Source organism: Pseudonocardia sp. NPDC049154 (assembly GCF_040648315.1).
Taxonomy (GTDB): domain Bacteria; phylum Actinomycetota; class Actinomycetes; order Mycobacteriales; family Pseudonocardiaceae; genus Pseudonocardia.
Map to the genome: position 1 here is coordinate 79,229 of NZ_JBEZDN010000014.1, position 22,346 is coordinate 101,574.

At 70.8% G+C, this 22,346-nt stretch carries 23 protein-coding genes and 3 pseudogenes; 20 read left to right on the plus strand and 6 right to left on the minus strand.

Annotation, left to right across the window (positions count from 1 at the left end; genetic code table 11):
- The first annotated feature begins 67 nt into the window (after positions 1–67).
- Entirely contained in the window at positions 68–1,171 is a 1,104-nt protein-coding gene (locus AB0B41_RS10685) for an LLM class flavin-dependent oxidoreductase (protein ID WP_358201369.1), read from the plus strand.
- Positions 1,172–1,173: 2 nt separating this feature from the next.
- Here the strand turns inward: AB0B41_RS10685 and AB0B41_RS10690 are convergent, their stop codons facing one another.
- The gene (locus AB0B41_RS10690; protein WP_358201372.1) at positions 1,174–2,505 is read right to left on the minus strand and encodes a TetR family transcriptional regulator; all 1,332 of its coding nucleotides are present in this window, start codon (positions 2,503–2,505) and stop codon (positions 1,174–1,176) included.
- 370 nt (positions 2,506–2,875) lie between these two features.
- On the opposite strand from AB0B41_RS10690, the gene AB0B41_RS10695 reads away from it, so the two are divergent.
- The 6 genes from AB0B41_RS10695 to AB0B41_RS10720 all read left to right on the plus strand — a co-directional run bounded on the left by AB0B41_RS10695 (position 2,876) and on the right by AB0B41_RS10720 (position 7,388).
- Positions 2,876–3,652 (plus strand): hypothetical protein, encoded by a 777-nt coding sequence (locus AB0B41_RS10695; protein WP_358201374.1) that lies wholly within the window; start codon positions 2,876–2,878, stop codon positions 3,650–3,652.
- Positions 3,601–3,786 (plus strand): hypothetical protein, encoded by a 186-nt coding sequence (locus tag AB0B41_RS10700; RefSeq protein WP_358201376.1) that lies wholly within the window; start codon positions 3,601–3,603, stop codon positions 3,784–3,786. Before AB0B41_RS10695 ends, AB0B41_RS10700 begins: the two co-directional genes overlap by 52 nt.
- A gap of 138 nt (positions 3,787–3,924) precedes the next feature.
- Positions 3,925–4,707, plus strand: coding sequence for an SDR family NAD(P)-dependent oxidoreductase (locus tag AB0B41_RS10705; protein ID WP_358201379.1), 783 nt, complete (start codon positions 3,925–3,927; stop codon positions 4,705–4,707).
- Between the two features lie 533 nt (positions 4,708–5,240).
- Complete coding sequence (locus AB0B41_RS10710; protein ID WP_358201381.1) at positions 5,241–5,900, plus strand: GntR family transcriptional regulator; 660 nt, start codon at positions 5,241–5,243, stop codon at positions 5,898–5,900.
- 250 nt (positions 5,901–6,150) lie between these two features.
- Positions 6,151–6,942 carry an alpha/beta hydrolase gene (locus AB0B41_RS10715; RefSeq protein ID WP_358201383.1) on the plus strand — a complete coding sequence of 264 codons (792 nt, stop codon included), beginning with the start codon at positions 6,151–6,153 and terminating at the stop codon, positions 6,940–6,942.
- Positions 6,943–7,004: 62 nt separating this feature from the next.
- Positions 7,005–7,388: a nuclear transport factor 2 family protein gene (locus AB0B41_RS10720; RefSeq protein ID WP_358201422.1), complete on the plus strand. Its 384-nt coding sequence runs from the start codon at positions 7,005–7,007 to the stop codon at positions 7,386–7,388.
- A 393-nt stretch (positions 7,389–7,781) separates the two neighbouring features.
- On the opposite strand, the pseudogene AB0B41_RS10725 reads toward AB0B41_RS10720, so the two are convergent.
- Positions 7,782–8,228: pseudogene (locus AB0B41_RS10725) on the minus strand (nitroreductase/quinone reductase family protein); the annotation flags it as partial.
- Here AB0B41_RS10725 and AB0B41_RS10730 point away from each other — a divergent pair.
- The 7 genes from AB0B41_RS10730 (at position 8,205) to AB0B41_RS10760 (ending at position 13,787) form a co-directional block, all read left to right on the plus strand.
- On the plus strand, positions 8,205–9,947 hold the full coding sequence (locus AB0B41_RS10730; protein ID WP_358201386.1) for an acyclic terpene utilization AtuA family protein: 1,743 nt from the start codon (positions 8,205–8,207) through the stop codon (positions 9,945–9,947). The pseudogene AB0B41_RS10725 and the gene AB0B41_RS10730 sit on opposite strands and share 24 nt — an antisense overlap.
- Positions 9,944–10,066 carry a hypothetical protein gene (locus AB0B41_RS10735; protein ID WP_358201388.1) on the plus strand — a complete coding sequence of 41 codons (123 nt, stop codon included), beginning with the start codon at positions 9,944–9,946 and terminating at the stop codon, positions 10,064–10,066. The genes AB0B41_RS10730 and AB0B41_RS10735 overlap by 4 nt, the downstream gene beginning before the upstream one ends.
- Positions 10,067–10,870: an LLM class flavin-dependent oxidoreductase gene (locus tag AB0B41_RS10740; protein ID WP_358201389.1), complete on the plus strand. Its 804-nt coding sequence runs from the start codon at positions 10,067–10,069 to the stop codon at positions 10,868–10,870.
- 54 nt (positions 10,871–10,924) lie between these two features.
- Complete coding sequence (locus tag AB0B41_RS10745) at positions 10,925–11,740, plus strand: SDR family NAD(P)-dependent oxidoreductase (protein WP_358201392.1); 816 nt, start codon at positions 10,925–10,927, stop codon at positions 11,738–11,740.
- A 52-nt stretch (positions 11,741–11,792) separates the two neighbouring features.
- Entirely contained in the window at positions 11,793–12,365 is a 573-nt protein-coding gene (locus AB0B41_RS10750) for a cupin domain-containing protein (RefSeq protein WP_358201393.1), read from the plus strand.
- Positions 12,366–12,372: 7 nt separating this feature from the next.
- Entirely contained in the window at positions 12,373–13,188 is an 816-nt protein-coding gene (locus tag AB0B41_RS10755) for a mycofactocin-coupled SDR family oxidoreductase (protein WP_358201396.1), read from the plus strand.
- 425 nt (positions 13,189–13,613) lie between these two features.
- Complete coding sequence (locus tag AB0B41_RS10760) at positions 13,614–13,787, plus strand: hypothetical protein (RefSeq protein ID WP_358201398.1); 174 nt, start codon at positions 13,614–13,616, stop codon at positions 13,785–13,787.
- Here AB0B41_RS10760 and AB0B41_RS10765 read toward each other — a convergent pair.
- From AB0B41_RS10765 to AB0B41_RS10780, 4 genes and pseudogenes are all read right to left on the minus strand, one after another.
- Positions 13,784–14,113, minus strand: a pseudogene (locus tag AB0B41_RS10765) (transposase); the annotation flags it as partial. The gene AB0B41_RS10760 and the pseudogene AB0B41_RS10765 overlap by 4 nt on opposite strands.
- Before the next feature lie 59 nt (positions 14,114–14,172).
- A pseudogene (locus AB0B41_RS10770) lies at positions 14,173–14,616 on the minus strand (AMP-binding protein); the annotation flags it as partial.
- A 237-nt stretch (positions 14,617–14,853) separates the two neighbouring features.
- Positions 14,854–15,672 carry an SDR family NAD(P)-dependent oxidoreductase gene (locus tag AB0B41_RS10775; RefSeq protein WP_358201400.1) on the minus strand — a complete coding sequence of 273 codons (819 nt, stop codon included), beginning with the start codon at positions 15,670–15,672 and terminating at the stop codon, positions 14,854–14,856.
- Positions 15,669–16,430 (minus strand): SDR family NAD(P)-dependent oxidoreductase, encoded by a 762-nt coding sequence (locus tag AB0B41_RS10780; protein WP_358201403.1) that lies wholly within the window; start codon positions 16,428–16,430, stop codon positions 15,669–15,671. Before AB0B41_RS10780 ends, AB0B41_RS10775 begins: the two co-directional genes overlap by 4 nt.
- 782 nt (positions 16,431–17,212) lie before the next feature.
- Between AB0B41_RS10780 and AB0B41_RS10785 the strand changes: the two genes are divergently transcribed.
- From AB0B41_RS10785 to AB0B41_RS10810, 6 genes are all read left to right on the plus strand, one after another.
- Positions 17,213–18,205, plus strand: coding sequence for an MDR family oxidoreductase (locus AB0B41_RS10785; RefSeq protein ID WP_358201405.1), 993 nt, complete (start codon positions 17,213–17,215; stop codon positions 18,203–18,205).
- Positions 18,206–18,257: 52 nt separating this feature from the next.
- Positions 18,258–18,764 carry a helix-turn-helix domain-containing protein gene (locus AB0B41_RS10790; protein WP_358201407.1) on the plus strand — a complete coding sequence of 169 codons (507 nt, stop codon included), beginning with the start codon at positions 18,258–18,260 and terminating at the stop codon, positions 18,762–18,764.
- A 208-nt stretch (positions 18,765–18,972) separates the two neighbouring features.
- Entirely contained in the window at positions 18,973–19,836 is an 864-nt protein-coding gene (locus tag AB0B41_RS10795) for an alpha/beta hydrolase (RefSeq protein WP_358201409.1), read from the plus strand.
- 37 nt (positions 19,837–19,873) lie between these two features.
- The gene (locus tag AB0B41_RS10800) at positions 19,874–20,833 is read left to right on the plus strand and encodes a mycofactocin-coupled SDR family oxidoreductase (RefSeq protein ID WP_358201412.1); all 960 of its coding nucleotides are present in this window, start codon (positions 19,874–19,876) and stop codon (positions 20,831–20,833) included.
- A 41-nt stretch (positions 20,834–20,874) separates the two neighbouring features.
- On the plus strand, positions 20,875–21,717 hold the full coding sequence (locus AB0B41_RS10805; RefSeq protein WP_358201414.1) for a mycofactocin-coupled SDR family oxidoreductase: 843 nt from the start codon (positions 20,875–20,877) through the stop codon (positions 21,715–21,717).
- Between the two features lie 210 nt (positions 21,718–21,927).
- Positions 21,928–22,346, plus strand: a 419-nt coding sequence (locus AB0B41_RS10810; RefSeq protein WP_358201417.1) for an acetyl-coenzyme A synthetase N-terminal domain-containing protein, incomplete at its 3' end; no start/stop codon positions are given.

A 22,346-nucleotide genomic window follows, 5' to 3' on the forward strand; every position in this document is an offset into this window, starting at 1 on the left:
CGCGGGGTCGACCTCTTTTCGATGCTGTGCTAGAAATTCCACATAGAAACGGGTTGGGGAGGTCGTCGTGCACGTCGGAATGGGTGTGTTCTTCCAGGGGCTGGAACCGGGGCGCGACGATCACGCCGTGCTCCGGGACCAGCTCGCCCTCGCGGATGAGGCGGAGCAGCGCGGGTTCGAGTCCATCTGGACGGCCGAGCACCACTTCACGCGGTATCACATGATGCCGAACCCGGCGCAGTTCCTGACCTACATGGCCGGGCGCACCACGCGGGCCCGGTTGGGCACGATGGTGATGGTGCTGCCCTGGCACGACCCGGTCCGGGTGGCCGAGGAGATCGCCTGGTTGGACTCGGTGTCCGGTGGCCGGGTGGTGATGGGCCTGGGTCGCGGGCTGGGCTCCATCGAGTTCGACAACTTCCGGCTGGAGATGGGGGAGTCGCGTCAGCGTTTCGTGGAGTACGCAACGGCGATCTCGGAGTCGCTGGAGACGGGGGCGATCAAGTTCGACGGGGACCTGTACAGGCAGCCCCGGGCGGAGTTGCACCCGCCCGCGGTCACGACGTTCCGCGGGCGGACGTACGCGTCTGCGGTCTCGCCGGAGTCGGCGAAGATCATGGCGACGTTGGGGTACGGCCTGATGCTGATCGCCCAGAAGCCCTGGAAGACCACGATGGAGGAGACGGCGGCTTACCGAGAGCTGTTCCGTGAGATCAACGGACACGAGCCGCCCCAGCCGGTCCTCGTCAACTTCACCACCGTCGACCCGGACGCCGGACGGGCCCGTGACCTCCACGAGCAGTACGCCATGGCATACGCCCGATCCACCATCGACCACTACGAGTTCACGAACCCCCGGCTGGAGCACGTCAACGGCTACGAGTACTACGCGGGCCTGCGCCGCAACATCGAGAAGCACGGCCTGACACAGTTCAACCGGTTCCTCGCGGACCTGCAGATGGGCGGCACGCCCGACGCACTCGTCGAGGAGACGGTCGAGCGGGTACGCGCGTTGGACGCCGGCGGCGTGGTCAACGTGCTGAGCTTCGGTGGGATGCCCGCCGACGTGGCGCGGCGCAACGCCGACGTGTACACCGAGCAGGTTCTGCCCAAGCTTCGGGCCGTCGACACGTTTCGCGACGTGGCCATCCCCATCCCGGAGGTCTTCTGACGTCAGCCGGCGGCGGGGGACCGGAACAGCGGTGCCAAGGGGGCCGCCGCGGCTGTCCCCCGGCCCAGCGCGTTGCGCACCATCGCCCGCGCCGTCCGCACGATGGGCTCGGGACTGCGGTCGCGGTCGGACCATTCCGCGGTCTGGTTGAGCGCCCCGAGTATCAGCATCCGGGTGATCCGCGGATCCGTGGCCGCAGCCGGCCCGCCCGCGTTCACCACGCCTGCGATCAGCTCGCGCCACACCGCGCCGTACTCGGCCTCGGCTTCGCGTTGCCTGCGGGCGATGTCCGCGGGTAGTTGGCCGGCGTTGCGGATGGTGGCCACCGTGACGTCCGGGGAACTCAGGCAGAAGGACAGGTGAGCGGTAACTGCCTGATCGAGCCGATCCAGCGGCGAGGCGTCGGGCGGCATGGCGCCCAGAGCCGCGCGGACGTGCGCATCCGTGCGGCGCACACCGTCCCGGACGACCTCCTCGATCAGCTCGTCCCGGGAGGCGAAGTGGTAGTAGATGCTGGCCGCCTGCATGTCCGCGGCCTCCGCGACGTCGGACAGGCGGGTGCCGGAGTACCCGCGGGCACTGAGGACCCGCGCGGCGGCGGCGAGTATCCGACGCCTGCTGCGCACCGACTTCCGCTCGGTCTCCCCCTCCCGCTCGTCGGGTCCGCGATCGCCGCCGGTGAGCGCCGCCGGCGCCGCCACCGACCGCCCGGTCAGGGCGTCCCGCACGAACCGGCGAGCCGCGGACACGAGATCGTCGAGCGAGCCCTTCCCGGGATCCCACCACTCGCAGGTCCAGTTCAAAGCCCCGATGACCAGCATCCGGGCGGCGTGCACGTCGAGCACCGGGTCAAGATCGCCGACCCGCTCGGCCTCGCGGAACAGCGCGCGCCAGATGTCGCCGTACGCCTGCCGGAACCGCACCTGCCGCTGCTGGACCTCCTCCGGCAGCTGGGCGAAGTTCCGGATCGACGCCGAGGCGAAGGCCGACGTCGTCAGGACGTACTCGAGGTGCGCCGCGACCGCGGCGAGGATCCGGTCCAGTGGGTCGTGGGCCGCGCCGTCGAGCGCCGCGGTGACATGCGCCACCACACCGCGTTGCCCCGTCGCGATGACCTCCTCGATGAGTTCGTCCCGGGAGGCGAAGTAGTAGTACAGCGCGGGGCCCTGCATCTCGGCGAGTTCGGCCACGTCCCCGATCCGCGTCGCCGCATAGCCGCGTTCGCTCAGCAGCGTCGCCGCGGCCTCGAGGATGCGGGCCCGAGTGCGGGCCGACTTGAACCGTTCTCGTCGCGGCCTTCCCCCGCCGGGCTGCACCGTGTCGTCCGAGTTCACGCGGCCATCATAGGAACTCAGGCCCCGTCGCCTCGGTGCGAAACTCACCTGGTCTAGAAACATACTGTCGGTTTGAGAACGGAGCCGAGGCAGGGCGATCGGGTGTGGTCGTCGTGACCGGGTGCCTTCCGGGACGCGCGACTGTTCCGCATCGACGAGGGCACCAGCCAGATCCCGAGAGGTGATCATGGCCCTCGATGTCCCGGGCGCGCCGCCAGCGGCTGACCGGGCGGGCAATGTTCCGTTGACGACATCGCGGCGCTGAGCTGCAGGTTCAGCCGTGCCGGCAGCGGACTGTTCGGTCCGATGGAGTGGCCGCGACGTCCTCGCGATGATGGCGCGGCCGAGTCCTCGACGAAGAGGTGGCCCGATGATGGACGGCGCGTCCCACCCTGGAACCCGCACCGATCCCTGGCGCGAGTTCGTGGGTTCCCGGACCGGCCCTGCCGGGCGGCTGCGCTCGCCCGCAGGGGTGGCCGAGGCGAGGATCGAGGACTGGCTCGACGTCGTCGGCGGTCCGGACCCCCGCCCGTTCGCGCCGCGGGCCATGCTCCCCGTGTGGACCATGCCTGGCTACGCGGCCACGGCGACAGCCAGCCGATGGGACGGTGCGGGCGGGGAGCTCGGGCGGCTGCGCGCCGCGGACGGATTGACCGGCATTCTCGCGACCGACCTCGTCCAGGAGTACGACCGGTCGGTCACGGTGGGGGAGTCCCTGCACGCCGAGAGCGTCGTGGAGTACGTCTCCGAGCTGCGGCGCACAGCGGTGGGCCCCGGGCGTTTCGTGCGGTTCGCCGAGACCTATCGCGCCGACGGGCTGCGACGGGTCGGTACCCAGTGGATGACCGTCCTCTACCACCGGCCGGAGCCGGGCCCGGCCCATGACGCTCCGGACCCGGTCGCGGAGCGGTCGGGATGCTTCACCCTCGACGTGACGACGTCGTTCGTCGTCGCTTCCGCGTTGGCCACCCGGGACACCGACAGCACGGCCCCGACCAGGAAGATCGACCGCCAGCCGAAGTCCGGCACCAGGACACCGGCCAGGATCCCGCACAGCGCGGCGTCGACGCCCGGCCGTTGCCGCTGTTCGAGCTCGTGGAACAGACAGTCGAGCGGGTCCGCGCCCTCGACGCCGGCGGCGTGGTGAACCTCTTCTGCTTCGGCGGCATGCCCCACGAGGTGGCCCAGCGGTCGCTGGACACCTATGTGGACCAGGTGCTGCCGAAGCTCCGGGCGACCGATCCGCACCGTGACCTCGGGGTGCCGACGGGCGCTCGCTGAATCGTCCCACCCGAGCCGACGCGTTGACAGGCTCTGGGTCCCCACCTAGCGTCCAACGATCGGCTCCAGGTTTGGCGCCGATCAGCGGTCGCCCGGCGGCCGCTCACCCGGCTCGGCACGAGGACGGAGAGACGACGGATGGTGAACTTCGGCCTGGACGGCCGCACGGTGCTGGTGACGGGCGGAGCCTCGGGAATCGGCCGGGCCACGGTGAGGTTGGCCGCGGCGGGCGGGGCTTGCGTCGCCGTTCTCGACGCCGACGCGGACGCAGTCGCCCGCACCATCGACGAGCTGCAGGCGGGGGGCGCGATCGCCGCGGGGTACCCCGTGGATGTCTGCGAGGAGAAGGAGATCGTCGCGGTCGTGGCCCGGGTGGAGGAGGAGCTCGGCCCGATCCACGGCGTCGTCGCCGCGGCCGGGATCTCCCGGCCCAAACGGGCCGTCTCCATGACCTCCCGCGAGTTCGCGGACGTCATCGACGTCAACCTGGTCGGGATGTTCACGACTGCCGCGGCCACTGGTGCGGTGATGCTGGAGCGGGGGCGGGGTTCGTTCGTCGCGATCGGTTCCACCGACTCCCTCGGCGGCCACGTCGACCGGACCCACTACGTCGCCTCCAAGCACGGCGTCGTCGGCCTGGTGAAGTCGTTGGCTCTCGAGTGGGGGCCCGGGGGCGTGCGGGCGAATGTCGTCGCCCCCGGGGTCGTCGACACCGCGCTGCTGCGCACGATCCACGACGACGACTCCATCGCCCGCAACTTCCTCGGGAAGATCCCGATGCCGCGGCTGGCCACCCCGGAGGATCAGGCGAGCGCGGTGTTGTTCCTGCTCTCCGATGCCGCGAGCTACATCTCCGGCGCGGTGCTGCCGGTCGACGGCGGACTCACCGCCGGCTACTTCAACACCTTCACAGTGTCGTGACGACTGCGGGGATCGATCCGCTTGCGTGGGCGCTCGCCCTGTTCACCAGCATGGCGACGGTCTCGCGGCCGACGATCGCGGACAAGCGGGCCGGCTACGAGCGACTGCTCGCCCGTGTCTCCCCATCGCGGAGGGAATGCGGGCGGACGAGGGCACGAGCGCGAGTGTGCGGACGATCGGGGCCGGGGGCCTCGGCGCCGACGCGGAGCACGGGTTTGTCGTGATGCTGCAGGGCGGCGGCTGCCTCATGGGGCCCGCCCGCGGGCGCCGGCTTCTCGGGTGGGGTCTCCACTGCAGCCGAGCTGATCTGCTCCGAGCCCCGACCCTGACCGCGCCCACCGACTCGCTCGACCGCAATCGCGAGCGAGGCCCGGTGGTCGAACGGGAGAGCATCCTGCCGCAAGGCGGGACATACCTTGAAGGGGTTCAGGCGATGCTCGACGAGGCCGTGGCTCTACCACGTGCGGAGGCGGTCCGCGGTGGCCGCGCGGCCTTCCATGATGGCGTGACCACCTGCGGATACCATCGCAGTCATGACTGCGAGCAGGGGGAGCGCGCCGGCCACCGACGAGGCGGGTGCGGTGCAGCGCGCGGCGGCCGCCGTCCGGGACCTGGTCATGCAGCGCCGGCTCGTGCCCGGTCAGCAGGTCCGTCAGGAGGACCTCGCGCAGCAGATCGGCATCAGCCGCGGCCCGATCCGGGAAGCTCTGCAGATCCTGCAGGCGGACGGCGTGGTCGCCTACGAGCGCAACCGCGGGTACTTCGTCACGCAGTTCAGCGCGGACGAAATGAACCAGTTGTACTTGGCCAGGGACTTGCTGGAGACGGCGGTCCTGAGCAAACTGTCGGTGCCTACCGACGACGAACTGGCCGAGCTGGTCGCGATCAACGAGGCGATTCGCAGGGCCGGCGCGGACGTGGACCGGATGATCCGCGAAAACGATCGATTCCACGCGGCGATCCTGGACCTGTCCGGTCAGCGCCTGCTGGTGGCGGAGATCAGCCGGATCTGGCGGATGTCCATCGCCTACCGGGCTCTGTCGGTGAGCGTGCTCAGCGACAGCGCCGTGCTCGCTGAGGAGCACGACGCGATGCTCGATGCCCTCCGCGCCGGCGACGGTGCTCTGCTTGCCGATCTGTGGCGCGCCCACCGTCAGGTGTCGCTCAACCGTCTGCTGCCGATCCTGCGCTGATCCGGCTTCTCCGGCGGAACCCCAGCGTCTCTTGCCGCGAGATCGTCTCCAATATAGTCTCCATGTCTCGCTCACGCGGCTTTGCCTCGTCGTCATGTCGCGGGGCCCGTCCACTGGAGGACCCGACAATGGAGCTGATCCCCGTCGCCTGCGACCCTGCGTGGTGTCACTCGTGGCCTCACAGGTCGGGGGTCGGCCCGAACCTCGCGGTGTGCTGTGACCTCGGGTCGGCGGCTCGTCAGGAGCGGTCGTGAGCGTCGTCGAGCTCGGCAGCGGCATCCGACTCGCATATGACGACGTGGGCTCGGGAGGACCGGCGATCGTGTTCAGCCACGGACTGTTCATGGACCGGGAGATGTTCGCGCCACAGGTGAAGGCGTTGGCCGCGGACCACCGCTGCGTCGTGTGGGACGAACGTGGGCACGGCGAGACGAGGTCGTCCGGACCGTTCGACTTCTGGGACTCGGCGCGGGACCTGCTGGCCCTGCTGGACCACCTCGGCCTGGACCGAGTGGTGCACGTCGGGATGAGCCAGGGCGGGCTGCTCGGCCAGCGGGCGGCCGTGCTCGCCCCCGAACGTTTCAGCGGCCTGGTGTTCCTCGACAGCCAGGCCGGGACGTTGGCGGGAGACGGCGCCGCACGCTTCACACGGCTGGCCGAGGACTGGGTGGAGCACGGCGCGGACGAGGAGACCCTCGCCTACGTCGCCGGCATCATCCTCGGTCCCGGGGTGGACCACGAGGCATGGAAGGCACGGTGGCGTAAGGCCGATCCGGTCGGGTACCGGGAGGCGGTGCGCACCCTCGTGGCGCGCGAGGACTTCACTCCACGGCTGGGCGAGATCGTTCCGCCGGTCCTCGTCATCCACGGGTCGGCGGACGTGTCCACACCGCTCGAGCGGGCCCGCGCTGTCGCCGAGGGGGTGCCGGACTGCCGCGGTCTCGTCGTGATCGACGGCGCCCCGCACGCGGCGAACCTCAGCCATCCGGCCGAGGTAACCGCCGCCATCCGGGATTTCGTCGACGGCCTCGGGCCTCGATGACCGCCGGAGGATTCGAGGATCGCGTCGCGGTGTCGGGGCTCAAGAGCCGCTACCTGCGCACCATGGACACCCGGGACTGGGCCAGGTTGCGTGCGCAGTTCACCGAGGACGTGCTGCTGGACCACCCGCAGATCGGTCGACATCAGGGCGCGGTCGTGGTGGTGGCGGCGATCCGGGACGGATCGGTGGCCGGGCCACCGTGCACCACGGACACAACGAGGACATCGAGTTCCCCACGGCGGACACCGCCGTCGGGCACTGGGCGTTGCACAGCTTCAGCGTCGCGGACGCCGCCTCGACGGCCCGGGGGACCACCGGATTCGGGTGGTAGCGGGGACGAGTTCCGGCGCACCCCGGACGGCTGGCGCATCGCCGCAGTTTCGCTGCGCCACCAGATCAAGGGTGTGCTCTGGGAGCAGGTGAGGAGACGTGACCATGCTGGGTGACCGGCGGATCCAAGGGATCGGCGGCGACATCGCGGAACGGGTGCGCCGCTGCGGTGGCCGCCGTCTCGCGGGCCGCGCAAGGGTTCCGGGTCCAGCGAACGCATGAGGCGCAAGGCCACCCCGGTGGACATCGCCAAGGCGATCGTGTTCGTGCTCGGCCCCGAGTTGGGGGTTCGTCAGCGGATCACCCTGACCCTCGACGGAAGCCGCACCGCCGGCAGCAAGGCGCCGTGGGCACCGACGTCGCGAGCTCGGCGGCGTCGAGGACGGCGCCGACCAGTTCGACGACGGGCAGCTCCCGGGAAGTCCGCGCCTGGTAGCGCGCGAAGTGCGGGACGACCCGTGTGATCGCCGCGAACACCGCGGCGCGGTCGGCCCCACTGGTCGGCCGGCGGTCGCCGCGAAGCGCCGGCCGTTCATCTCGACCGTCACCTCCGGGTGCGCCTGCAGGTTCAGGTACCACTGGGGGTGTTCGTCCGCGCCGCCCCGCGAGGCGACCACGACCAGCTGCCCGTCCACGACCAGGTAGGACATCGGGACCGCCCGGGGCGTCCGGTGCGCCTCCCGGTCACGGTGAGCACCAGCCGGGTCCGACCGGAGTGCTCGCCGCGGACCTGGCCGTGGGCGCGGATCTCGGCCACGACCGCCGTGTGCGGCGCTTCGCTGCGGCCCCGGATTCGATTCCTGACTAAACGTCCCGGCCGCGACTGTCAGCACCGTGGAGCCGATCTCGGAGACAATTCCGGCCTTGACGGAGGGGGCGTCGGGTGCGACAGTCGCAGCATGGGCGCCAATATTGCAGCCAATACTATCCGGGTGGGACAGTTCTCCGCGTACCACGGGGATCGGCCCGACGGGATGGGCGAGCTGCTCGACAGCGGGGTCGACGTCCTCACCGGTGACTACCTCGCCGAGCTGACGATGCTGGTGTTGCGCAAGAACCAGCTCCGCGGCGGCCAGGGATACGCGGCCGCCTTCGTCGAGCAGCTCGAACGGTACCTCCCGCGCATCGCCGAGGGCGGGGTCAAGGTGGTGACGAACGCAGGCGGCCTCGATCCGGAGGGGTGTGCCACCGCCGTGCGGGAGGCCTGTGCGCGAGCGGGGGTGGACTTGGGTGTCGCCGCGGTGACCGGCGACGACCTCCGGGAGGACCTCGGTGCCCTGCTTGGCGCCGACGCGACCCTGCGCAACGTCGACACCGGGGACGACCTCGTCCTCGCCGACCACGAGATCCTCACGGCGAACGCCTACCTCGGCGCCTGGCCGATCGTGGCCGCCCTGCAGGCGGGTGCCGACATCGTCGTGTGTCCCCGGATGACCGACGCGTCGCTGATCGTGGGCCCCGCGGCCTGGCGCTTCGGCTGGGCGCGGGACGACTGGGACCGGTTGGCGGGCGGTGTCGTGGCCGGGCACCTCATCGAGTGCTGCGGTCAGGTCACCGGCGGCAACTTCGCCCTGTTCGACGAGTACCCGGACCTGGGACTGCCGGGCATGCCGATCGCCGTGATCGCCGAGGACGGTGGGTGCGTCGTCACCAAGGCGGCGGGCACGGGCGGGGTGGTCGACACGAACACCGTGACCGCGCAGCTGCTCTACGAGGTCGGTGGCCGGGAGTACCTCAACCCGGACGTCACCGTCGACCTCGCGTCCATCCACATCGCGGACGCGGGAACGGACCGGGTCGCCGTGTTCGGCACCCGAGGGCGGGCGCCGAACGAGCTGACGAAGCTCTCCCTGACCTACGAGGGTGGCTACCGCAACAGCATCACCGTCGGCCTGACCGGCCGGCACGTCGCGGAGAAGCTGGCCTGGCTGCAGCGGGCCGTCGAGCGGGCCGTCGGTGCGCCGGAGGAGTTCGACGCCTTCCGGTGGACCGTCGTCGGCCCGGTCGCCGAGGTGGGCGGTGACCAGTCGCAGGCCTCGGCGTGGGTCGTCATCACTGCGCGGGACGCGGACCGCGCCAAGGTGGGCCGCAAGGGCTTCGCCGACCGGATCGTGCAGCTCGGCACGAACAACGTTCCGGGCTTCTACCTGACCACCCCGCCGCAGAAGGAGCGCCTCTACGGCGTGCAGTGGCCGTGCCTGGTCGAGAAGAAGCACATCCAGCCGCGGGTGGTCGTCGACGGCGAGGTGCTGGAGGTGGCCTGGGAGGGCTGGGAGCCGGGCACCCCGCCCGAGCCGGTGGCCGTGTCGCTGCCCGCCGTGCCCACCGGGGCGACCGTCGAGGTCCCGTTGGGCGAGCTGGTGGGGACCCGGTCCGGGGACAAGGGCGGGGTGGCCAACCTCGGGGTGTGGGCGCGCACCCCGGAGGTGCACGCCTGGCTGCGCAGCGAGCTCACCGCCGAGCGGCTGGCCGAGCTGGTGCCGGAGGCCGACGGTCTGCGCATCGTGCGCCACGAACTGCCGAACCTCGCCGCTCTGAACTTCCTCCTGATCGGCTACCTGGAGGAGGGCGTCTCGTCCTGCACACGGATCGACCCGCAGGCGAAGGGCCTGGGGGAGTACCTGGCGAGCAAGGTCGTCGAGGTGCCCGCCGCGCTGGTGCCGAGCCGGGCGTGACCCCGCGGCTTTCCCTCGGTCTGGTCCTGCCCACCCGCGAGTACGCGGCGTCCGGCGAGGTGGAACGGGTCGTCGCGACGGCGGTCGAGGCGGAGTGCGCGGGGGTCGACTCGGTCTGAGTGGGCGACTCGTTGTTCGCCCGTCCGAGGTTCGACCCGCTCGCGCTGCTCGCCGCGGTGGCCACGGCGACGCGCACGGTCACCCTCGGCACGGCGGTGCTGCTGGCGCCGATGTGGCACCCGTTGCCGCTGGCCAGGGTCGTTGCGACGGTCGACCGGCTCGCGGCGGGACGGCTGGTCCTCGGTGTCGGGCCGGGGCCGGGGTACGGGCTGGCGCGCAAGGAGTTCGCCGCGCTCGGGGTGCCCGTGGAGGACCGGCTGAGCAGGCTCGCCGAGATCGTCGGGCTGTGCCGGGAGCTCTGGGGCGAGGGGCCGGTGGAGTCGGACGGTCGCTGGCGGTTCCGCAACGTCGACCTCTACCCGAAACCGGTCCGTTCCGGGGGGCCACCGATCTGGTGGGGGGTGCGCGGTCCGCGTGCACTGGCCCTCGCCGGCGCGGCGGGCGAGGGCTGGCTGCCCGTGGGCCGCTCGCCGGAGGAGTACGCCGCCGGGTTGGCCACGGTCCGCGCGGGCGGGCCGGCCGTCACCGTCCCCGCCGTCTATCTGACGGTCGCCGTCGACGCCGACCCGGCCCGGGCAGGCCAGCGCCTGCAGACCGCGCAGGAGGATTACTACCGGGCGCCGTGGGAGGCGATCCGCACGCTGGAGGACCATTGCGCGGGAACTGCGGCGGACGTGCTCGCCCACCTCGACCGCTACGTCGAGGCGGGGGCCCGGCACGTCGTGCTGCGGTTCGCGGGTGGGGACCCGGTCGTGCAGCTCCGGGCCGTGCTCGCGCTTCTTGACAAGCGCTCGACTGGCTGAAAGGTTGGCGCCAGTTTCGGCTACAAACAGGTGGCTTCATCGAGGAGGCTATGGGTGAGCGTCGTGCAGGGCCTCGTCGCGGTGGTGACGGGAGCGGGTGGCGGAATCGGGTCGCGCACCGCCGAGATGCTGGCCGGGCGAGGGGCCCGCGTGGTCGTCGCGGACATCTCCGTGGATGCGGGCGAGCGGGTCTCCGACGTGATCCGGGCCGCGGGCGGCACCGCCCGCTACGCGCAGTTCGACGCGCGGGAGCCGGCCTCGTTCGAAGCGCTGTTCGCCGACACGGTCGCCAAGTGGGGCCGGCTGGACATCGTGCACAACAACGCCGCGGGAACGCACCTCTACGCGGGCGACACCGCGGCAGCGGAGATCGAGCCGGACCACTGGGACCGGATCCTCGAGCTCAACCTGCGCGGCGTGATGCTGGGGTGCAAGTACGCCGTCCCCCACCTGATCGCGGGCGGCGGCGGGTCGATCGTCAACATGTCGTCCACCCGCGCGGTCGGCGGCGCGCTCGACCTCGCGGCCTATGGTGCCTCGAAGGCGGGCGTCGAAGCGCTCACCCGCTACGTCGCCACGGCCTACGGCAAGCAGGGCGTGCGCTGCAACGCGATCCGCCCGGGACTGATCCAGACCGCTCAGTCCGCCGCCCTGCACGCCGACGGCGACGGCCTCGCGAAGCTGCTGCGCCACGTGCTGCTGCCCTACGCGGGCGCACCGGACGACATCGCCGAGCTGGTGTGCTTCCTCGGCTCGCCCGCCGCGCGCTACATCACGGCCCAGACGATCACGGTGGACGGCGGGATGCTGTCGCACCAGCCCTTCTTCGCGGAGGCCATGGACGCCAGGGGTTCGGCGACCGCGGGGTGATCCTTTCCGCCATCCCGCGGCGCGCCGAAGCGCCGCCAGTCGAGGAGTGACGATGATCGAGCAGATGCGCCGGCACGTGGCCGGCCACGACGGGAAGGGCCGGTCGATCTTCACCGACACCGGCATCGTCCCGCCGACCGAGGCCCAGCTCTACCCCGGCGCCACGTACTGGCTGGTCTGGGGCACCCCGGACGGCACGCCCCAGGTTGGGGGCGACCTGCCGCCGGTGCACACGCCCTTCTTCCCGCAGCCCGGGGGGACGCGCGTGATCGCCGTCCGGTTCGCGCCCCGGCAGGCCGCGGGTGCCGGGGCGGGAGGGGCGACCGATCCCGAGGTGCTGGCTGCTATGCGGGCGGACGCGGAGGAGAAGTTTCCCGGCCTGTTCGACGCACACGCCGCGGACCCGGAGGACCCCGCCTTTCACACCACTGACACCGTCGACTACGCCTTCGTCGTCGAAGGCGAGCTGTACCTCAAGCTCGACGACGGGGCGGAGGACCTGCTGCAGCCCGGCAGCTTCGTCGTCCAGCGAGGCACCCGGCACGCCTGGGAGAACCGGTCCGACGAGCCCGCGCTCGTGCTGTTCGTGATCATCGGCGCCGAGCGCGCCGCCGAGGGGAGCTGAGCGCCTCGTGGGACGACTCGACTGCAAGGTCGCTGTGGTGTCCGGCGCCGCCCGCGGCCAGGGCCGCGCCCACGCGGTGCGGCTGGCCCAGGAGGGCGCGAACATCGTCGCCTTCGACATCTGCGACGGGTTCACCTACACGCGGGCCCCCGCGGCCACGATGGCGGAGCTCGAGGAGACCGCCGCGCAGGTCGAGGCGCTGGACCGCCGGTGTCTGATCGAGAAGGTGGACGCGCGGGACCTCCCAGCGTTGACCGCGCTCGCCGACACCGCGATGGCCGAGTTCGGCCGGGTGGACGTGCTGGTCGTCAACCACGGCATCTGGACCGTGGACCGCAACAGCTGGGAGCTGCCGGAGGAGTCCTGGCAGGAGAGCCTCGACGTGTTGCTGACCGGGGCCTGGAAGGTCCAGAAGGCGTTCGTGCCCAAAATCATCGAGGGGCGTCGGGGCGGCTCGGTCGTGTTCACCTCCTCGGTCAACGCCGTTGTGCCGCAACCGGGCGCCGTCGCCTACTGCGCGGCCAAGAGCGGAATGCAGATGCTGATGAAGGTGCTGGCTCACGAACTGGGCCCGCACGAGATCCGGGTGAACACGGTGAACCCTGGCTCGGTGGACACCCCGATCCGCGACGGTGGGAACATCGAGAAGTCCATCGAGTACTACCCCTACGTCTTCGGCGAGGGCCCCCGCATCGTGCTCGGAGGGACCCGCGAGCGGCCCCCGTCGATCATCGCCGACGCCGTCGCGTGGCTGGTCTCGGACGAGGCGCGGTTCGTCACCGGCGCGTTGATCCCGGTCGACGCCGGCCGGATGATCTGGTGAGCGCCATCCGGGTCGCCGGCGGAATCACTGCGCCGCTCAACGTGCCCACAGCAGGCTCGGAGCCTACATCGGTGGTGAAGGCTACCGCCGCCGGGCCCGGGGCGAGGACCCGCCGGTCGGTCGGGACCTGCTGCCGGTCGTGGGCATCGCCACGGCGGTGCTCGGCGACGGGGACGACGCTGCGGACCTCCTCCGGGCGGACGCCGGCCTGGTGTTCGTGGTGTCCGGCGGGCTCGACCTCGCTGAGCCCGGGGTGACCCTCGGTCGCGGGACCTGCTGCTCGTCGGCTCCGGCGTTCCCGGACCCGTCGCGCACCGTCCGGGCACCCGGCTCGTCTCGCTACGGCTTTCCGCTCCGTGGCGGAGCTCGGCAGACGGCCCTCCGGACGAGGGGGCAGCCGACCGCCGGGGGAGCAGCGCGAGCCCGTGCTGGGGGTGATGCGCCAGGCCGCGGACGACCTCTCGTACTTCGCCGATCTGACCGGCTTCTTCGCCACGCAGACCGGGCGATGGACCGAGGTTCGTCCGGTCGCTGGGATGTATGTCGTCGAGCTCGCGGACGGCTGCGTGATCGACATGCACCCGGAGGTGAACAACTAGTGTCCTGAGTCGTTAGTTGTTTTACTGATCCGAGTGCAGTAGTGGGCGAGGCTGTCGAAGATCTCGTCGGCGGTCTTGGTCCACACGAACGGTCTCGGGTCGGTGTTCCATGCGGCGATCCAGGCGTCGACGTCGTCTTCGAGGGCCGTGACGCTGCGGTGGGCCGAGCGGCGCAGTTTGCGGTTGGTCAACTCCGCGAACCAGCGTTCCACGAGGTTGAGCCAGCTGGCCGAGGTCGGGGTGAAGTGCAGGTGGAACCGCGGGTGCGCGGCCAGCCAGGTCTTGATCGCCGGCGTCCTGTGGGTGGCGTAGTTGTCGCAGACCAAACGGCCACGAAGTTCGTGACGCCGTGGTGGGTGACCTCGTCGAGGAAGGTGCTGATGCTCAGGCGGGGGAGCAGGCGCATCCGGCCGCCGCAGACCAAGGTGGCGATGGTGAGGAACTTCGCTCCGCCGTGGAAGAAGGGCAGGAAGTTGAGCAGGACGTCGTCGGAGCGCAGACCGTTGATGTCCGCGTACATCGTCCCGTAGGCGGCGAGATAATGGTGGCTGAGCAGCACACCCTTCGACGGGCCGGTGGTGCCCGAGGTGAAGATGATCCCGGCGGTGCTGTCGTGGTCCACGTCGAGGTCCGGATCGGTCTCGAGGTCCGCGGCCAGGAGCACGGCGAAGTCCCGGGACGCCGGGCCGATGATCGGGGACGGGCGCCCCCGGACGTAGAGGTGCTCCAGCCGGGGGACCGAGGGGGCGATCTGCACGATCCGCTCGGCGTATGCGGCGTCCGCGACGCAGACGGTTGCGGTGCTGCTGGTCAGCTGGTGCTGGAGCATCTCCCCTAGGGGCCCAGGAGGTCATTCCGCATTTCCGGGCCGAGGTCGGGCCCCGGGCGGCCCGGGAACTCCGAGGGCGTCGCGGACGTGGAGCGCGTTGCCCAGCACCAGGATCTGCGACCGCTCGGTACGCCGGGCGAGTGCGGCGGCCACGATGTTGGGGGACGGCATCATGCCACGTGCCGAGGATGGCCCCGAGTCGCGGCAGCTCGGCGTAGTAGGTGCCGGAGAAGGCGATCACCTCGTTGTACTCGGCGAGGTCCGGCGGGGTCGCACGTGGGGTCGGCACGCCGAGCAGGGGTCAGGCCGACAACGTGCTCGCGAGCGCCCGGCGACGCGTGTCGGGCGGAGGAGATCGGGGCGGTGAGGACGAACGGACCGCGCGCGCTGTGGCCCGCCGGCACGTCGGGCGGCGGTCGGCCTCGGTGCGCTCGGCGTTGGCCGAGGCCGAGCTCGTCGCTCAGCGATGGCGGAGGCGGGGAGCTGCGCTCGTACGCACACCGCCGTCGCCGTGACGCCGCCGTGGGACTCCTCGGTGTTCAGCGTCTCGCAGAGCGAGGTCAGCGCGGCCTTGCTCGCTCCGTAGGCGGAGTTCAGTGGTTCCCCGGCGACCCCGGTGAGGGAGGACACCGCGATGACCTTGGCCGTCCCGACGTCGCCGCCGGCGGTCTTGCGGAGCACGGGGAGCAGACGCTGCGTCAGGACGTAGGCCGACCGCACGTTCACCGTGTAGAGCTTGTCGAGCCGGCGGGCCGGGAACTCCGCGAGCGGGCCGATCGACCCCATGCCCGCGTTGAGGACGAGCGCGTCGAGCCGGTCACTGGCCCGGCCGTGCGCGTCGGCGAGCGCGACCACGTCGTCCTCGGCCGCCATGTCGGCGGGTACGGCCCGGGCGGTGATGCCGTGCTCGGCGGACAGACGGCCGCCGAGCGCCTCGAGCGGGCCGGCCGAGCGGGCGGACAGGGTGAGGTCCCAGCCGTCGGCGGCGAGGCGCTGGGCGATGAGGGCGCCGATGCCGCGGGAGGCCCCGGTGACGAGTGCGGTGCGGCGGCTCATCGGGGCGCCATCCGGATCGCGCCGTCCAGCCGGATCGTCTCGCCGTTGAGCATGGGGTTCGCGACGATGTGTGCCACCAGATCGGCGTACTCCGACGGCTCACCGAGCCTCGACGGGTGCGGCACCTGCGCCTCCAACGAGGCCCGTGCCTCGTCCGACAGCCCCTGCAGGATCGGGGTCGCGAACATGCCCGGCGCCACCGTCACCACGCGGATCAGGTCGCGGGCCAGATCACGTGCGATCGGCAGGGTCATGCCGACGACGCCGCCCTTCGAGGCCGAGTAGGAGGCCTGCCCGATCTGCCCGTCGTAGGCCGCGACGGACGCGGTGTTGACGATGACTCCCCGCTCGCCGTCCTCGGCCTCGGTTGCGGCCATCGCCTCCGCGGCCAGCCGGATGACGTTGAACGTACCGACCAGGTTGATCTCCACGACGCGAGCGAAGCGCCCCAGTTCCAGGGGCCCGGTCCGACCCAGCGTGCGCGCCGGGGCGCCCATGCCGGCGTAGTTGACCGCGACCCGCAACGGGCCGAGCTCCCGGGCCGTGTCGACCGCCGCCCCGACGGCTGCCGGATCACGCACGTCCGCCGCGGCGAACGTCGCCTCCGGTCCCAGCTTCTCGGCGACCGCCGAGCCGGGCGAGGACGGCAGGTCGACCAGCACGACCCGCGCTCCTTCGCCCACCAGTTTCTCGGCCGTCGCGAGCCCGAGCCCGGACACACCCCCGGTCACCAGCGCAACCGCTCCCCGTACCTGCACATGCCCTCCACTCGTCAGTCGTCGCGTGCCAGGGTGGCGTCCGGAGACGGCGAGAGGTTGTCGCAGATCGCGCCACGTAGCGGCCGAGCGTGCACGGAGCTGGGCCAGGATCGCGTCAGGGATACGATCGCTCGTCCGCACTCACCCTCGGCCCCAGTGGCCTCCACCGAGGTGGTGTGCGACCGGCAACGGCTACCGGCACCTCGCCGCTGCGGATCGAGGAGCCCACCTTGGAATTTGCGCCGCTGCCGCGAGTACCACGCACGGCCGCCGCACCCCGATCCCAGCCGATTTCGTCCTCCGCCGCCAAGCGACCGAAATTGATCTTGGCAGCATGTTGGAGGGTCGGAGAGGAACGGGACTGCCCTGGGCAGTCCCGCTGGCCGGACGTGCCTGTGTGAGCAGCAGCAATGACCCTGCTGCTTCAAGCGGTCGGGGGAGTTCGAGGACGCCGCTCACCTCCCGGTGTTCCTGCCTCCGACGAGTCCACCTGCATCCACGTGATCTGATCAAGGTCCGATCAAGCTTCAACGCGAGACCCGCTGCCGCTACTCCGTTGGAGTCGGTCACGGTGCCGTGCTCGACGCCTGGGCTGCCGCCTGCCGTGGGGCAGGCGTCGCTCCGCCCGCTTGTGCGGTCGCCTCGCGGCCCGATGACGCGTACTCGACCGCCCACGCGGCGGCGCCATCGGTGCCGTCCGAAGATGTCGGCGGTACCCCGGGGCGCATTCGCCTCGTGCCTGTCACTATCGTCGTGGAAGTGACTGTCGAGGAGGTAGTAGTATGACCGTACGAGCGGTGCAGATCATCAAGGACGACGACGGGCAGCGAGCACAGCTCGTCGAGCTTCCCGAGGATCAGCTGGGCGAGGGGGACGTCACGGTGGCCGTGGACTTCTCGGCCGTGAACTTCAAGGACGGCCTGGTGGTCACAGGTGCCGTTCCGGTGATCGAGACGTTCCCGGTGGTCGGAGGCATCGACCTGGCGGGTTCGGTGACGGAGGCGGCGGCGGGCTCCGGCTATGCGGAGGGGGACCGCGTCGTCGTGACCGGTTGGGGCCTGGCCGCGTCGCACAACGGCGGGTTCGCCACCCGAGCCCGGGTCCCGCACGGGTGGCTCACCCGCGTCCCGGAGCGGTTCTCGACCTGGCAGGCGATGGCGATCGGCACCGCCGGCTACACCGCCGCGCTGAGTGTGCGAGCTCTGCAGTACAACGGAGTGTCCCCGGAGCAGGGGCCGCTCGTCGTGACCGGCGCCGCGGGTGGGGTCGGTTCGGTGGCGATCGCCCTGCTGGCGTCGCTCGGGTTCGAGGTCCACGCCTCGACCGGGAGACTCGAGGAGGAGAAGTACCTCCGTCAGCTCGGCGCGGCCGAGGTGATCGATCGTGCGACGCTGTCGGAGCCGGCGGCCGGTGCGTTGGGTTCGGAGCGGTGGGCGGGCGGAGCGGACACCGTCGGCAGCCACACCTTGGTGAACGTCCTGCGACGGGTCTCCTACGGTGGGACGGTCGCCAACTGCGGGCTGGCGCAGGGGCTCGATCTGCCGGGGTCGGTGGCCCCGTTCATCCTGCGGGGCGTGACCTTGGCGGGGATCGACTCGGTGAATGCTCCGGCCGACGCGCGGGACTCGGCGTGGGCACTGCTGGCCGAGCAGCTCGACACCGGACTGCTCGAGGAGATGACCACGACGGTCCCGCTCGAGAGGGCGGCCGAGACGGCGGTGCAGGTGTTGGCGGGCCGGGTGCGGGGACGCACCGTGGTGGACGTCAACGCCTGACCGGCGCATCGCGTCGACTCCGGATTCTCGACGACGACGTATCGTCTGTTCCATGGAGCGCAAAAGCTTCCAGGACATGGACTGCCCGGTGGCGTTGGCCCTCGAGCGCGTCGGCGAGTGGTGGAGCATCCTCATCCTGCGCGATGCGACTCACGGGATCACGAAGTTCGACGAGTTCCAGCGGAGCCTGGGGATATCGCCCAACTCACTGTCGCGGCGGCTGGGCGCGCTCGTGCACGCCGGGCTCCTGGAGCGGCGCCGCTACAGCGAGCGGCCGCCGCGTGACGAGTATGTCCTGACGGAGGCGGGCCGGGCGTTCCGGCCGGTCCTGATCGCGCTCTACCAGTGGGGCGGCCAGTTCTGTCCGCCCGAGCAACCGAACGTGCGGCTGGTGATGGACGAGACGGGGGAGGAGATGGACCCGGTCTACATCGACCGGAAGACCGGCCACCCGCTCGACGAGGAGCACACGACGTTCCTGCCCGGGCCGACGGCGAGTGACCAACTGCGCGCCGTGCTGGCCCGCAGGGAAGATCAGAGCCGCACGCGGGTGTCCTGAGAAGTCGTGTGTCCCGAGCGACCCCCTTAAGAGTCGCTTCCATGATGGAATTCAGTCGTAGTTGGTTGCATGACGGTAGCCACTGGGCCTAGGCTCTGTCCGAACCCAACAGCACAGATCAGGAGCCTTTCCCGCGCGGTCGAGCGGTGTTCGCGGCCGGCGTCGGGCTGCGCCCCTGTGTTCCGTTCTTCACTCGATGAGGTGTGTCATGAGCTCTTCTGTCAGCGGGCCCTTCCGGGCGGACGAGGTGAAGACCCGGTACGTCGAGACCGGGGGAGTGCGCTTCGCGTACCGACGTCTGGGTCCCGACCAGCCCGCCGACCCCACGCCGGTGCTGTTCCTGCACCGGTTCCGGGGAACCCTCGACGACTGGGACCCGGCCTTCGTCGACGCGCTGGCGGCGACCCGGGACGTCATCCTGTTCAGCGATGCGGGCATCGGGACGTCGACCGGGGAGTTCGCCGACAACGTCGAGGACAAGGCGCGCAACGCGGTCGCATTCGTCCGGGCGCTGGGTCTCGACACGGTCGATGTGCTCGGCTTCTCGATGGGCGGTTTCTCCTGCCAAGAGATGGCTCTGTCCGAGCCGGACCTCGTGCGGAAGGTGGTCCTGATCGGCAGCGCCGGGGGTGGGAGCTCGGAGATGGACCCACCGACCGACATCGTCTTCCCGATCGCCCTGCACCCCGAGTACACCTTCGAGGACGTCCGCTACCTGTTCTTCGCGGAGGGGCGGGAGGAGGAGACGCAGGCGTACATCGATCGAGTCGCCGTGCGGAAGGACCGAGAGCCGATCGTCCCCCCTGAGGGCATCGAGGCGCTGCAGAAGGCCGCGGTCTCGTTCATCACCGGGGAGACCAAGCACTTCGAGCGGCTCAAGGAGATCGAGCACCCCGTGCTGATCGTGTCCGGGGACCAGGACAACTTCTTCCCGGCGAAGAACCAGTGGCTGCTGTTCCGGGAGCTTCCGAACGCGCAGCTCGCGATGTACCCCCAGGCCGGTCACGGCCCCCACCAGCAGCACCCCGAGACCATCGCCGCGCAGATCGAGCGGTTCCTGACCCACGCCTGATCCACCCGGCGCCCCCGCGGTCCGCCAGGTCCGCGGCGTGCCGTCACCGCCTCACCCGAACGCCGACATCAGTGACTCGACCCGGTCTCGGACCTCCCGGCGCCGAGACCGAAGGCGACCGGCCGACAAGCCGTGCGCCGACCTTGCTTTGCAATGCCGCAGAGAACACGGAGAACACCTCATGGGACGAGTCGAAGGCAAGGTCGCCTTCATCACCGGCGCCGCTCGAGGTCAGGGCCGCAACCATGCGGTACGCCTGGCCGAGGAGGGGGCGGACATCATCGCGGTCGATCTGTGTCAGCAGGTCGAATCCGCGCCCTACCCGCTCAGCACGCAGTCCGATCTGGCCGATACGGCCAAGCAGATCGAGGCCCTCGGTCGTCGAGCGGCGACGTTCCAGGCCGATGTCAGGGATGAAGACGCCCTCGCCGAGGCGGCCCGACAGGGGATCGCCGAGATCGGGCCGATCGACATCGTCATCCCGAACGCGGGGGTGGCGTTGTTCAACGTCGACGAGCCCCGTTCCGCCTGGCAGGACACCATCGACATCAACCTGACCGGAGTGTTCCACACCCTGCAGGCGACGGTCCCAGCGATGGTCGAGCGCGGGGCGGGAGGCTCGGTCGTCCTGATCAGCTCCACGGCGGGCCTGCGGGGGATCCTCGGGACCTCCCGCGCCGCGCTCGGCTACGTCGCTTCGAAGCACGCGCTCGTCGGGCTGATGCGGTCCTACGCGAACGAGGTCGCGGCGCACTCCATCCGTGTCAACTCCATCCACCCGACCGGCGTGGAGACCCCGATGATCACTGCGGCCTCGATGGCCGCGTTCCTGGAGCACAACCCCCACCTGGGCTCGCACATCGCGAACCCGATGCCAGTCGATCTGCTCGACGTGCAGGACGTCAGCAATGCGGTGCTGTACCTCTGCTCGGACGAGGGCCGCTACATCACCGGCACAACCCTCACGGTCGACGCCGGTTTCGTCAACAAGGTCTGAGGCGCAGGGATGATCTCTCGGCAGTCCAGGAGGAGGACGACATGAGTGGTCGGGTACAGGGCAAGGTCGCATTCGTGACCGGTGCCGCCCGGGGGCAGGGCCGGGCGCACGCGCTGCGTCTGGCGCAGGAGGGCGCGGACATCATAGCGGTCGATCTCTGCCAGGGGATCGACTCGGTGGACTACCGCCTGGGGAGCGAGGCGGACCTGAAGGAGACCGCCCGGCAGGTCGAGGCGCTCGACCGGCGGGTCGTCACCGCCCAGGCCGACGTGCGCGATCCGGGCGCGGTGCGCACCGCGCTCGACGTCGGGGTCGGGGAGCTCGGCCGGTTGGACATCGTCGTGGCCAACGCGGGGATCCTGTCGGCGGGACCGACCGACCAGCTCGCCGAGAGCGCCTGGCGCGACATGATCGACGTCAGTCTGAGCGGTGCCTACTACACCGCGCGCGCCGCGGTCCCGCACCTGCGGGCCGGTGGAGCAGGTGGAGCAGGTGGCGCGATCATCCTGACCAGTTCGGCCCTCGGCATCCGCGCGATGGCCTACCTGCCGCACTACGTCGCGGCGAAGGCCGGGGTGATCGGGCTGATGCGGTCGATGGCGCTGGAGCTCGCTCCCGAGAAGATCCGGGTGAACACGATCAACCCCAGCATCGTCGACAGCCCGATGATCCACAACCCCGCGACGAACTCCATGTTCCTGCCAGGAGCCGAGAACCCGAGCCGGGACGAGGCATCCGCGGTCTTCGCGACCTTGAATCCCATGCCGACGCCGTGGATCGACTCGAACGACGTCAGCAATGCGGTGCTCTTCCTCGCCTCCGACGAGGCGCGGTACGTCACAGGTCTGGAGATGAAGATCGATGCGGGGTTCTGCCTCGCCTGATCGACTGCGCCGGGCACTAGGACTCCTCGCGTCCGAAGGACGAGGCCGGGACAGCGGGCTGTCACCGCAACCGTAGCGGTCCCGGTGACAGGAGGTGTCGCCCAGGGCGGCCAGGGACTTCTGCGTTCGGGAGGGCATGTGCGATCCAGTCGCGCATGCCCTCCCAGCCTGTGGAGCTGGGGAGGAATCGACTGCGTGAGGAGTGGCTGAATGGGAACGTTTGGCGATCTCTATCGGGCGAGCGTGGATGACCGGGAGGGGTTCTGGCTGGAGGCAGCGCAGGCCCTGGAGTGGGAGCAGGCGCCCACGCGGGCGCTCGACGACTCGGATCCGCCCTTCTACTGCTGGTTCCCCGACGGGGAGATCAACGTGGCGCACAACGCGCTGGACCGCCACGTCGACGCCGGCCGGGGCGAGCAGGCTGCGTTGATCTACGACTCGCCGGTGACCGGCACGCAGCGCACCTACACCTACTCCCAGCTGCGCGACGAGGTCGCCGTCTTCGCCGGGGTGCTGCGCGAGCTGGGCGTCGGGCCCGGGGACCGCGTCGTGATCTACATGCCGATGGTGCCCGAGGCCGCGATCGCGATGCTCGCCTCGGCGCGGCTGGGTGCGGTGCACTCGGTGGT

What these genes read in the sequence shown, in the direction of transcription:
- AB0B41_RS10695 (WP_358201374.1), top strand. Translation starts at nt 2,876, where the DNA reads ATGATGGACGGCGCGTCCCACCCTGGAACCCGCACCGATCCCTGGCGC.
- AB0B41_RS10705 (WP_358201379.1), top strand. Translation starts at nt 3,925, where the DNA reads ATGGTGAACTTCGGCCTGGACGGCCGCACGGTGCTGGTGACGGGCGGA.
- AB0B41_RS10710 (WP_358201381.1), top strand. Translation starts at nt 5,241, where the DNA reads ATGACTGCGAGCAGGGGGAGCGCGCCGGCCACCGACGAGGCGGGTGCG.
- AB0B41_RS10720 (WP_358201422.1), top strand. Translation starts at nt 7,005, where the DNA reads ATGGACACCCGGGACTGGGCCAGGTTGCGTGCGCAGTTCACCGAGGAC.
- AB0B41_RS10750 (WP_358201393.1), top strand. Translation starts at nt 11,793, where the DNA reads ATGATCGAGCAGATGCGCCGGCACGTGGCCGGCCACGACGGGAAGGGC.
- AB0B41_RS10775 (WP_358201400.1), bottom strand. Translation starts at nt 15,672, where the DNA reads ATGAGCCGCCGCACCGCACTCGTCACCGGGGCCTCCCGCGGCATCGGC.
- AB0B41_RS10785 (WP_358201405.1), top strand. Translation starts at nt 17,213, where the DNA reads ATGACCGTACGAGCGGTGCAGATCATCAAGGACGACGACGGGCAGCGA.
- AB0B41_RS10790 (WP_358201407.1), top strand. Translation starts at nt 18,258, where the DNA reads ATGGAGCGCAAAAGCTTCCAGGACATGGACTGCCCGGTGGCGTTGGCC.
- AB0B41_RS10795 (WP_358201409.1), top strand. Translation starts at nt 18,973, where the DNA reads ATGAGCTCTTCTGTCAGCGGGCCCTTCCGGGCGGACGAGGTGAAGACC.
- AB0B41_RS10805 (WP_358201414.1), top strand. Translation starts at nt 20,875, where the DNA reads ATGAGTGGTCGGGTACAGGGCAAGGTCGCATTCGTGACCGGTGCCGCC.